We start from the raw sequence: 12,327 nt of genomic DNA, 5'->3' as shown, positions 1-12,327 counted from the left end.
TACCCTCCAGATTGAAAAGGAGGCTTCCGGCAGTGAGTCAAGATCTATATACTTATTTACAGCAGCTACAACAATTCATTCAACAACAACAGGAAAAAATAAATGCTTTAGAAACACAACTAGCGCAGCTGACAGAGCAAATAGAAGAACTGAAACAGCGACCATCCTCTTCAATTGGGAAAGTTGAATACAAGTTCGATCAGCTAAAAGTCGAAAATTTAAATGGTACATTAAATATCGGTTTAAATCCATTTACGAGCAAAGGAGAAATAATTGAAGACTTTAATGTTGAAACTGAAACATTAAAGGTAAACCCTGAAACCCAAGTAAATCCCGATTTTTATCAAGATATCATTCAAGAAATGCACCGCTATTTAGACGAAGAAGCGTATAGTCGCATTCTTCATTTCGAACAGGAAGAACGAACACCTCTCGATGATATGTACCGTCAAATGATGATCGATGATATAAAACAACAAATGGAACACCGTCTTCCATACTATTTATCTCAAGTACAGCCACATCCAGAAATTACATCTAATCCACAATATATGAAAGATGTCATTATTCGAGCAATGAAACAAGATATTGATAAGGCATTTCTTTCCTTTATTCAGCATATACCGCGTAACTTCGGAAAGGAGTAAATGCATATGAATTTCACTGTTATTAATCACGAAATCAAAGTAGGAACAATTAAATCGCTCGGGGTATCTTCGTCTGCTTTATTCTTAGTCGGCGATGCAAACCTCATTATTTCATCTTCTATTTTAGATACACCATTTGAATCTGTTACAGGTGGTCCGTTTGTACCACTCGTAACTGCTGTACCTACCACTCCTAGATAAGGAGGACTGATTATGTTTCGACATATTTCCGTTGTCCATCAGCCCTCTGTTATCACGCTAGGACTCGCTTCTGTTATTCAAGTTGGCGATACGAACCATATAGAATTAAAAAATAGAACACTTGTTGTTCAGCGCGAAATCCCTTACTTTTTGGCCCAAGAAGGAAGATGGGAAGAATATTCAATATTTACTGATGACGAAATCACAATTCCAACTCGTATAAACGAGGTAAAAATGAATGTCATTAACAAGAACCCCTTTATCGAAGTAAACTGCGTTAACATTCTAAGTATGCTAAACTCTGCTTGTTTTCACATTGGATCTGTTGATTACGTATTTGCAAACTCACGCATTTTACAAATTCGCCACTTTGTTACAGAAGAACCTTTTGGAGAATAAATCATATAGTACCATAAAAGGAAATTGAAGTAGGTGAAAATATGCCGTCTGTCGTTGGGAACTTAGTCGTTCAAAATAGTAACGGCTCTTTCAACTTAGGAGACTTCTATAATGTATCTCCAAAAGAAAATACGAAAGCTTATAATGGATCCGGTTCATCAAATGTTGCTTTTGTCCTTAATACATTTAACGGTGTAAGTGGTACAAATACATTTGATTCAGATGTAGCTGATCAAGATCAAATCGGAACAGCATAAAGTGAAACTTCCTTTAGTAGTGGGGTTCCACTGAAGGTTAGTTGAACCAATCGGGCACATGCCAGCAGTTATCCCTCCACCTCTTCGCTTCTCTCTGAATCTTGAGGTGGGGGCCTACTGCCCGCGAATAGCGAGACTGTTGATTGACAATAAAGTCGTTTTTGATATATATCCTTAACTGTTTACAATACCCAAAAATAAAATATTATTATCATTTTATAAAATGATAATAGCTAGGGAGAACAATACAATGACAAAAAAAGCTGATTTACTTCTTCATCCTATTCGAATGCGGATTATACAACAATTGCTGCTAGGTAAACCACTAACGATTGCACAGCTTTTAGATGCGCTTGGCGATGTTCCTCAAGCTACTTTATATCGTCATATGAATCTTTTAATTGCAGCAAATTTTATTGAGATCATTAATACGAAAAAAGTTAAAGGAACGGAAGAACGAGTATTTGCGGTCAAAAAAGAGAACTTACAGGTTCCCGAAAAAGAAATCGAAACGACTTCACAGGAAGACCATATTCGCCATTTTTCAGTATTCCACGGTAATTTACTTCAGTTAGTGACATCTTATCTGACAGAGACTCCCCCAAAACAGTATAAAGAAGATGGATTCGCTTATTGGTATGCACCTATTCATTTGACGGATGAAGAATTTCAGGAACTCGTCCAGTCTATTAATACGTCTATTGAAAAAGTGATAAATAACAAGTCGACGCCTGAACGAACCACTCGAATTTTTGCAGGCATGTCTATTCCGCAAAAATCACAAGAAAAATAAGGAGGAATCGCAAATGCATTATGGTTATGAAATTGGGATAGAGGAACTTTGGAATTGGTTGCCACTGCTTCTTCCCCTCCTAATTTTACAAGTAATTTTAATTTCTGTAGCATTATGGGATTTGTTAAAAAGGGATCATAGCAATGAATACAAATGGCTTTGGGCCGCAATTATTGTTTTTGTTAGTATTTTCGGTCCGATTTTATATTTTACCGTAGGAAGGAGAGAACGATAATATGGGCATAATCCAGGTGAACCATCTTCAAAAAAATTACGGGAATCATGAAGTCATTAAAGACATTGATTTTCAGATTGATTACGGCGAATGTGTCGCTCTCCTTGGTCCAAACGGAGCTGGTAAAACAACGATTATCAAAATGCTTTTAGATATAACAAAACCTACAAGTGGTCAAATTCTATTCCAAGGGGAGCGTCATGACCAAATGCGTCAGTTTATTGGATACTTGCCGCAACATCCCACTTTCTATCCGTGGATGACAGGAAAGGAATTGCTTGAATTCATGGGTGGACTTTCAGGTATAGATAAGGAAAGCTTAAAACAACGAATGCACGAATTACTAGACTTAGTGGGACTGAGTAATGAAAAGGATAAGCAGATTGGAACCTATTCGGGAGGAATGAAGCAAAGGTTGGGCATCGTCCAGGCACTCATCCATCAACCTAAGTTACTGATTATGGATGAACCAGTTTCCGCGCTGGATCCACTTGGACGAAGAGATATGTTGGAATTGCTTAAAGTGATTAAACAGAAATCGACCATTCTTTTTTCCACTCATATCCTGCACGATGCGGAAGAGCTTTGCGATAAGATACTTATCTTAAACCAAGGTAAATTGCTTTTCAACAGCTCTATTAATCAAATAATCAAGCAAAATCAACAACCTGTTTTTATTATTCAAGCACCTCGAGTTAACGAGTGGGCTCCACAACTTGAAAACGAAGATATCGTTGAATCCATTGTACAAACAGGTAGTTCCGCAAAGGTGCGTGTTAAAAACATTGAACAGGGCAGAATCTGGCTATTAGACAATATTAATCGTTTACAACTGCCAGTTCAAAAGTTCGAACTAGTACAGGAAAGTCTAGAAGAAATCTTTTTAAGGATGGTGAAGTAAACATGAACCACTTATCTGTCCTATTAAACAAAGAATGGCTTGAAGCTAGAAGAAGTTATAAGTTACTGTGGTTTCCTATCGTATTTATGCTTTTAGGAATCATTCAGCCTCTTTCATCCTATTATTTACCTCAAATTTTGCAAATTGCTGGTGGATTGCCTGAAGGTATGGATATTACATTACCCAAGTTTACTGCAGAAGAAGTGTTGGCTTCAACCTTAACCAATCAATTTGACCAATTGGGCTTAATGGTTCTCGTAATTGGTATGATGAGTATCGTTGTATCAGATAAAAACAGCGGAATGCTGACGTTTATTTTGACACGCAACACAACACTCGGCGAGTATTTGCTGAGCAAGTGGATTGGGCAGGCTGTTATTGTCGCAGGGGCAGTTACAACTGGAATGATCATGGCAATGTTTTACACATTCTATTTGTATAACTCTGTACCATTAGCTAGAGTCGCAGCAGGACTTGGCGTTTATTACATTTGGTGCCTGTTTATGTTAACACTAACATTAATGATGGGTGTTTTACTATCTAGATCCTCGGCAGTTGCTGTGTTATCAATCTTTGTTCTGATCCTTTTGAAAGCCGTAACCGCATTTGGATCTGGATTTCAAATTTTAAATCCCGCGCATTTGACGAATCATGCAGTCAACATCATGATGACCGGTAATGCTTTACCTCACCTTTTCCCAACATTAGCTGTAACGTTATTACTCATAGTATTTTTCCTGTTTTTATCAAAATTCTATTTATCTCGAAAAGAGTTGCCTTCTATGTAACTAAATATATATAACAGTAACCTTGATGGAGCGTACGTACGAACAGAGATTAAAAGGTAATAAAGTGAAACTTCCATCAGTGGGGTTTTCCTTCATCCCCTACCTATCTTCTTCGCTTCTCTCTCAATCTTGAGGTGGGGGTCTTACTGCCCGCGAATAGCGGGATAAATGAATCATGACATTGTAAAGAGGAGTAGATAAAAGATGAGTGTTCAAATTGTATTAGATGATAGTGATTTAATATTGAATATTTCAGGATGGACAGCGGTTACTACTTTGAGAAAGATGATAAAAATTCCTTACACTTCGGTCGAAGAAGTACAAGTGGGAAATTTCAAGTTTCCCTGGACAGCTATTAGAAAAACAGGCATTGCTACATTTGGTTATAAAGCTGGGCTTTTCATTATTGATGAAAAGAAATATTTCTTATCCTATCATGACACCAATAAAGTAATCATCCTTAGTTTGAAAGAATATGAGTTTGACAAAATAGTAATTGAAAGCGAAGCTCCAGAACAACTAGCAAACACTATTTTGATGCGTTGCTCTTCACATAAATAATACTCTTAGAGGGCTTCATGATCCAGATGTTTGGTCTATCACGAGCAATCCCGCTGATTATTCGCAGGATTGCATAGATTGTAACAGTCGTTGATAATCCATTGGTGAATAACTTTATTGTCACTTTACAGGGATAACAAAAAAAAACGGAGGAAATCCCCTCCGTTTTTTCGTTCTTTGTCCAATCAAACTTTAATCAAGTCCATGTTTATATACTTGCGACACACTTATTGAATTTTACCTTATTTTACTTGTAATACGTGACTGCCATCAAAGAAGTATAAATATGTTTCTTTTACTGGTTGATGCAAACTTTTCTCAAGTGCTTTACGATAAAGTTCCAGCTGTGTTTTGTAGCGTTCTTCTAATATTGATTTCGCTTGTTCAAATCCACCTGGGAACCTGCCTTCAATTGTATCTGTTTTAAAATCAATTAAAACGATGCCATCCTCTTCTTCAATCATACAATCAATAACACCTTGAACAAGGATCGATTCATCTTGCTCATCTTTCCAATCTTGATATGCTTCCTCTGCTGATAACATCATCGTAAACGGCACTTCGCGCTCTACATGTTTTGCAGCTAGCATCCGTTTCCCCAATTCTGTTTCAAAAAATGCAACAATCTTTTCTGGTGCTATTTCTTCTGCTTGTTCAAATGTTAAGAGCTCTTTATTTACCATTTCAGCAATTTGTTCTTGAATAGCTTCAATTGTTATTGCTTTTGCTAAGTTTACATGCTGCATAACAGTATGAACAGCCGTCCCGCGCTCTGCATACGTCAGCCCTTTTTTCTCCATGAAACGCGGACGTGTTTCAATCGGTGCACGAACTCGTTTTATAAACGTTGTGTCACTGCCTTCTTCCACTTGATAGTTTCGTTTAATTTCCGTAACAGATTGCTTTGCTCGGTGCGTTGCTGCATCTTGGAATCCATACTGCCATGTTAATCTTTCATACACTTCGTCTTTTTGTTCACTGCACACAGAAACCGACTTTTGTTCTCGAAGCGCTTCTAATAGCTCTTGCTTTTCTTCTTTTACTGGCTCCGGTGCTTGCAATCCCGCTCCGTCAATTGCTTCTACTTTCCAGTTCGCATCATACTCATATATATCAGTTGAAATATTTCCTTGTCCCATCTCAAAAAGCATATCACTATCTTTATGTCTGCATAATGACGGTGCAATCCAATCTAAATAACAAGTTGCTCCGGCACGTACATAATCCGGCAATAACCAGTTTGTATGATCACGTGAATCCAACCATTTTTGTATTTCTTTACCTTTTACTGTACCAATTAAAATGAGCTTTTCTTTCGCACGTGTTAAAGCTACATATAAGACGCGCATTTCCTCCGCAATAAGCTCCATTTTCAATTTCCGCTTAATCGCTAACTGTGATAATGTCGTATATTTAATACGCTTCTTCGGATCAATAAACTGCGAGCCAAATCCGAAATCTTTATGCAGCAAGAAACGCTTCATTAAATCTTGTGTATTAAAACGTCGTCCAAGCCCTGCGACAAATACAACAGGAAACTCTAGCCCCTTACTTTTATGAATTGTCATGATACGAACAACATCCTCTTGTTCTCCGAGAGCACGCGCTGTCCCCATATCATCACCGCGTTCTAATATTCGTTCAATAAAACGCAAGAAGCGGAATAAACCGCGAAATGAAGTCGCTTCATATTGGCGAGCGCGATCATATAACACGCGAAGGTTTGCTTGACGCTGTTTACCAGCAGGAAGACCGCCCACAAAGTCATAATAGCCCGTTTCACGATACACTTTCCAAATCAAATCCGAAAGCGACTGCTGACGCGCAAATTCACGCCACTCTTGTAAATGCTCGTAAAACCATAACACCTTCTCATGCAATTCTTTCTCTTCCTCTAATGGTGCCCCTTGCAAGAATGAGCGCATCACTTCATAAAAGGAGCCCTTTTTCCCGTGAGTACGCAGCATCGCCAAATCTTCGTCTGTTAATCCAACAATTGGCGAACGAAGCACAGCTGCTAACGGAATATCTTGCGCTGGATTATCAATGACGCGAAATAGGTTCATCATAATATTCACTTCTGTCGCTTCAAAATAGCCAGTCGAAAGCTCTGCATAAACCGGAATTCCTTGTTGTTTTAATTCTTCCATAATTTGCGGCGCCCATGGCATAGAGCGCAGTAAAATAACAAAATCACGGTAAGTAACTGGGCGCATACCATTTGTTTTACGATCATACACTTCATAACCAGAATCGACCATTGCCTTTATTCTTTGCGCAATGAGGCGTGCTTCTAATTGTGCTTTTTCTAATCCCACGCCTTCCTCTTCATCCACTGCTGCGCTACTATCAGACTGATGAATAAATAACAGCTCTGCTGATGTATCTGCTCCGTCTGGATAACTTGCTCCAAGTTTCAACTCAGCGTCTTCATCATAATCAATTTCCCCGACAGCTTCGCCCATAATTTGTTTAAAAATAAAATTTGTCCCTGCTAGTACTTCATGACGGCTGCGGAAGTTTTTTGCTAAATCAATTTTCATACCGACATCTATACCTTCAGATGTAAAGCGTCTATACTTCCCTAAAAACAGTCCTGGTTCTGCTAAACGAAAACGATATATGGACTGTTTTACATCGCCCACCATAAATAAATTTCCGTCTTGCTCAGAGTCTTTTGTTACTAGTTTAATAATGGATTCTTGTACAAAGTTTGTATCTTGATATTCATCGACAAGCACTTCTGTAAATTTATTACGATATTGCCACGCAACTGGTGATGGGCGAATGTCTCCTTCGCTCGAACGTTCACTTAAAATTTGCAAGCAAAAATGCTCTAAATCTGTAAAATCAACCATCCCTTTATCACGCTTAATTACTTGAAACTGTTCGGTAAATATTTTCACGAGATCAACAAGCTTTTGCAGTACGGGATGCATATCTTGAAAATCACGTAAAAAGCTTTCTGGACTGCGGCTAAATAATTCTTCGTGCAATTTCTTTACTACATCCTTCGCTTTATTACGTAAAGAATCAACTTGTTCCACAATCGCTTCATTATAATCACTCTTTTTAATGCGCTTTAACGTTTGCCAAGCAGCCGTTTGCATCGCTTCGTATGTGCTTGTCCAAGATTCATTCGCTGCCCCGGACAAGTTCTGAAGTAACAGGAGATCAGCTTGCAGCGTTTCAACGCGCGGTGCTGGTCCATCTGGTAACATCGCAAGTTCGATTGCTTTTTCTACATATTGTTTTGCCGTTTGAAGCTGAACCTTTACATCTTCCAATAAATACGAGGCATATATAAGATCTTCAATTGTTTTTCCTTCTACGTCATATGCTTCAACTAATTTATCAAGCCAACCATTTGGATCTGGATGTGCTCTAGATTCTGTATGGAGTGCTAAAATCATGCGCTGCAAGTCATCATCACTACGGTCGCTCGTATAACGATCGACAAGTTCAAAAAACAATTCATTCTGCTGCATACCGTACTCTGCTTCTAATATGTCATCCAGTACTTCTTCTTTTAATAGTTCATTTTCCGTCTCATTCGCAATGCGAAAACGCGGATCAATATCGAGCATATAATAATACGTACGAATCACTTGTAAACAGAAAGAATGGATTGTCGAAATGGATGCCCGGTTAAGCAGACTTAACTGTTTTCGAATATGCGGTGAGGCTGGATCATCAATTAATACTTTTTCTAAAGCCTCACCAATTCGGTTTTTCATCTCTTGCGCCGCTGCATTTGTAAACGTCACAACAAGTAAACGATCGACATCAACTGGATTGTCCTCCCGAATCATTTTACGGATAATGCGTTCAACAAGTACCGCTGTTTTTCCCGACCCAGCTGCAGCTGCAACTAAAATATCACGTCCATCAGCAACGATTGCCTTCCACTGATCATCGGTCCACTGACTTCCTTCTGGTTTTGCTGGCCAAGTTTGTATCGTCATGACTGGGTCTCCTCTCTCATTTTCTCTAACGCTTCACTATCTTTCATCTCTTGTAACGCTCTGTATTTATTATCTTCTAACGACTCATCAAATTGACAAACAGAGCGGAAATTACAAAACGTACATGCCGTTTTATTTCCCATTTTATACGGTGCAATATCAATTACACCTTCTGTAATATCTGTCCCAATGTTTTCAAATGTACGATGTACATATTGCTGCAGCACATTAAATTCTTGTTCACTTGCGATATCAGAACGTGCGCTAAAGCTGCCATCTTTTTTGAGGCCCGCTGAAATAATATTAGAGCTTCCTGTCGTTAACGTGTTATCCATTAACCGAACAACATCAGCATCTCCAAGGACAAGTCCTTTCATTTTAAATTTCTTTAAAATCTCTTGTTCAATTTCAATCTCTGAAACGTCACCTTTCATTTCAACGATTGGGTTATGAATATGGAAATAAAGGACTCCCGCAGGATTTGCAGTTCCACCTTGTTTCATCCATTTGCTTGCGTTTGTTGTAACAACATCTAAATACGTCAGCATCTGCAGGGCTAAACCGTAATATACTTCTGTTAAATCTAATTTTTTAGCGCTTGATTTATAATCAATAATACGTAAAAACGTTCCCGTTTCATCTTCCGCTTTATCAACGCGGTCAATTCGCCCGACTACTTCCATTTTCACACCATTTGATAGTTCAAAATTCATAGCTGGCAATGAATTTGTTCCGCCCATACCAAATCCTACTTCTAAATCAACAGGTACAAATCCGCTCGACTTCGCATGCTCTCTTAAGACAAGCGAAGTACGGAAAATGATTTGCTGCAATTTATGTTTTAAATAATGATGACGGTTTGAACTTAATAAAATTTGACGCTGCAAAAGCGGTGCTAATTCTTCAATGACTGTGACAGAAAGATATTCACACTCTTTTACTGTTAAGTCGGCCCAAGTACGTTTTTCTTTCAATAGCTTATCAGCAATTTTTTTCAAAGCTGCATGGAACAATTCGCCGATATCTGGTGCATCTAATTTGAAAATATCACGTTCTTTCAAAGATAATCCATGCTGCGCAAAATGTGCATACGCACAGCGATTAAAGAGTTCCATACGTGATACGCTGCCTCTAATTTTGTCACCGTATAACTCTTGGCTTACAGCATTACTTAATTTACGCGCCCGGTTTCGATAAAATAAACTTGATAACACACGACTGCTCTTCTGCTTCCATTCTGGCGACGTGACATAAAAGTTGTAGACATCCCACCAAAAGGAAAGATTCCCTTCAAAACCGTATCGTTTCCAGTTTTGCAGTTGCTGCGTTAAATACGAAAGTGTTACTTCTGGCGTTGCAACATATGAAATTTGCTCGCGAGATGACAGATCATTTACATCATTCGTTAAAAATATTTCGGCTGCAGAAGGAAACATTCTTTTAATCTTCTTTATGAAGCTAGATGCTAATAACGTTTTCCCTTCTTCATCTGCTAGTGGACAAGAAATATATAACTTCTCTGATGCTCTAGTAACCGCTTGATAAATGACAAATTGCTCATCTAATAACTTTTGCCGCGCTGTTGGTGCAAGTTCTATTCCCGCTGAAACAAGTACTTCTCGTTCTTCGTCAGATAACACACCATCATCTGATGGCGCCGCTGGAATGACCCCTTCATTTGCTCCAATCACAAATGCTGCCCGAATGTTAGAAAGACGAGAACGATCAATATTTGCAATTAAAACTTGATCTAAAGACGGTGGAATATTAGCAAACTGCAATGATTCTAATCCTGTCGTCATAACATTTACAAACATAGAAAGAGACATTTTCTCTTCTCCAAGCATTTCAACGCACGTATCCAACAGCGTAATCACTTGTTCCCATACTTGATCATGATCATTCGCAAATAAGAAGTTCCCTTCTTCTTCTGCTCGCAAACGTAAATCTTCTAATTTTTTCGGAACGTCTAGCTCTTCTAAAAATAAATAGACCGCTTCACACATGCTCATCGTTGTTGCTGCTCGTTTTAATCGCTTTTGCAAGCGAATAATAGGTGTGCGAACAATCTCACGAAGGCGGTTAATCTTTTCTTCCATTTCTCGTTCGCTATCTGTTTGGCCGCCATGTACACCATCTAATGAGCGGTAACGACGATATGTCCACGGTTCTTCCGAAGTCCACCGTTTCCCTTGTACCCCATACGCTAAACAGTAATTTTCAAATTCATCCATTTCATCACGTATTCTCGCTTTATTCACACCTAATGGGTACAACAGTTCGGTTTTCGCGCAGCGAAATACCGCATCGTAACGCCAATTCCCACTAATGACTTCTAAGGCTGAGCGAATTAACTCAATTAATGGATGATGAAGCATCGGACGTTTTTCATCAATAAAGAATGGTATATTATAATCAACGAACAACGTCTTGATCATATCGTAATAGCTTTCACCATTGCGAAGAAGAACAGCTATATCGCGATAACGACAGTCTTCTTCTGCTACTAACCTACGAATTTCGCGCGCAACACCTTCCACCTCTGCCCGCAAATTAGCCGCAGAATATAGTGTAATCTGTGATTCTCCTTGAAATTCTGCATACGGACGAGAATCATAATGCGCATCTAAATGCGCAAGTGTCCTTGAAATAAAGCGCGGTTGTTCTCGCATTACAATTGTATCTTCAATAACAATTTTCTCTTCCCTTGCTACTTGCTTTACTTTTTCATACGTTATAAGCGTCTGGTAAAACAAATCTAGCTCATTTGCCTTGTTCGATAGCGTTTGTTCATCGAGCGTTAATGCAATTGTCATTTTTGCACCGCATCTTAATAGTTGTCTTACAATTTCTAACTCTTGTGGTGAAAATGTATGAAAGCCATCAATATAAATGATGCTATCTTTCACATACTCTGAATGTGGAAGTTTTTCAAACAAAAGCTGCATATAATCTTCAGAGTCTAAATATTTTCCAATTAACGCTCGTTCAAAATCATCATATAGAAGCTGCAAATCATACATTTTATTTGCTAACAATTTCTGTTCATTTCCACTGCTATGAGCATCTAACTCTTGCCACATCGCATACACATTTGACGGCGTTAAATTGTAGCGTTTAAATTCAGCAATCATACTGCCAAGTTGTTCAAAAAATCCATTTTGCTCCGCTGCTTTTTGGAAGACATATAATTCTTCTTTACGCGCCTCTACAATTTTACGAAGCAACATATGCACGCCAGATTCATCAATATGAAGGCGACTTGCTCCGCCTACTTCCTGTAATACCTTCCATGCTAAACGAGAAAAACTAAACACTTGCGCACGAATGGATCCGCTCACGTTTCCATTAATTAATGCTTGCTGCGTTTGGAACGTCATCTGCTCTGGCACAAGATATAAAATCGTTTCACCTTTTGGACGATGCTGGAGCTCTTGTTGTACTTCTTGCAAACACATTGTACTCTTTCCACTTCCAGCTCGTCCTATAATAAATCGAAGTGACATGTAAACCCGCCTTTCTGTAAGTGAACCTCTATAAAGTGAAACTTCCATCAGTGGGGGTTTTCTTCATCCCCCAC

The 12,327-nt window shown here is 38.7% G+C and carries 11 protein-coding genes; 9 read left to right on the top strand and 2 right to left on the bottom strand.

Annotated elements, in window-relative coordinates; translation table 11 throughout:
• The first annotated feature begins 32 nt into the window (after nucleotides 1-32).
• The 9 genes from gerPC (at nucleotide 33) to NKR74_RS05550 (ending at nucleotide 4,782) form a co-directional block, all read left to right on the top strand.
• Nucleotides 33-647 (top strand): spore germination protein GerPC, encoded by a 615-nt coding sequence (gene gerPC / locus NKR74_RS05590; RefSeq protein WP_253628908.1) that lies wholly within the window; start codon nucleotides 33-35, stop codon nucleotides 645-647.
• Between the two features lie 6 nt (nucleotides 648-653).
• A complete protein-coding gene (locus NKR74_RS05585; protein WP_253628907.1) occupies nucleotides 654-848 on the top strand; it encodes a spore gernimation protein GerPD in 195 nt (64 codons plus the stop codon).
• A 12-nt stretch (nucleotides 849-860) separates the two neighbouring features.
• Entirely contained in the window at nucleotides 861-1,247 is a 387-nt protein-coding gene (locus tag NKR74_RS05580; protein WP_253628906.1) for a spore germination protein GerPE, read from the top strand.
• A gap of 41 nt (nucleotides 1,248-1,288) precedes the next feature.
• Nucleotides 1,289-1,504, top strand: a complete 216-nt coding sequence (gene gerPF / locus NKR74_RS05575; RefSeq protein ID WP_090915729.1) for a spore germination protein GerPF — start codon at nucleotides 1,289-1,291, stop codon at nucleotides 1,502-1,504.
• Between the two features lie 250 nt (nucleotides 1,505-1,754).
• Nucleotides 1,755-2,297 (top strand): helix-turn-helix domain-containing protein, encoded by a 543-nt coding sequence (locus NKR74_RS05570; RefSeq protein WP_253628905.1) that lies wholly within the window; start codon nucleotides 1,755-1,757, stop codon nucleotides 2,295-2,297.
• Between the two features lie 13 nt (nucleotides 2,298-2,310).
• Nucleotides 2,311-2,532: a PLD nuclease N-terminal domain-containing protein gene (locus tag NKR74_RS05565; protein ID WP_253628904.1), complete on the top strand. Its 222-nt coding sequence runs from the start codon at nucleotides 2,311-2,313 to the stop codon at nucleotides 2,530-2,532.
• Between the two features lies 1 nt (nucleotide 2,533).
• Nucleotides 2,534-3,433, top strand: coding sequence for an ABC transporter ATP-binding protein (locus NKR74_RS05560; protein ID WP_253628903.1), 900 nt, complete (start codon nucleotides 2,534-2,536; stop codon nucleotides 3,431-3,433).
• Between the two features lie 2 nt (nucleotides 3,434-3,435).
• Nucleotides 3,436-4,221 carry an ABC transporter permease gene (locus tag NKR74_RS05555; protein ID WP_253628902.1) on the top strand — a complete coding sequence of 262 codons (786 nt, stop codon included), beginning with the start codon at nucleotides 3,436-3,438 and terminating at the stop codon, nucleotides 4,219-4,221.
• A gap of 204 nt (nucleotides 4,222-4,425) precedes the next feature.
• A complete protein-coding gene (locus NKR74_RS05550; protein WP_253628901.1) occupies nucleotides 4,426-4,782 on the top strand; it encodes a PH domain-containing protein in 357 nt (118 codons plus the stop codon).
• Between the two features lie 242 nt (nucleotides 4,783-5,024).
• Here NKR74_RS05550 and addA read toward each other — a convergent pair whose 3' ends face one another.
• Nucleotides 5,025-8,747, bottom strand: coding sequence for a helicase-exonuclease AddAB subunit AddA (addA, locus tag NKR74_RS05545; RefSeq protein WP_253628900.1), 3,723 nt, complete (start codon nucleotides 8,745-8,747; stop codon nucleotides 5,025-5,027).
• Nucleotides 8,744-12,253: a helicase-exonuclease AddAB subunit AddB gene (addB, locus tag NKR74_RS05540; RefSeq protein WP_253628899.1), complete on the bottom strand. Its 3,510-nt coding sequence runs from the start codon at nucleotides 12,251-12,253 to the stop codon at nucleotides 8,744-8,746. The genes addA and addB overlap by 4 nt, the downstream gene beginning before the upstream one ends.
• Nucleotides 12,254-12,327 lie beyond the last annotated feature (74 nt).

Source organism: Bacillus sp. 3103sda1, from assembly GCF_024159135.1.
In the GTDB taxonomy this organism is placed as follows: domain Bacteria; phylum Bacillota; class Bacilli; order Bacillales; family Bacillaceae_G; genus Bacillus_A; species Bacillus_A rhizoplanae.
This window is presented reverse-complemented; position numbering and strand designations above follow the sequence as displayed.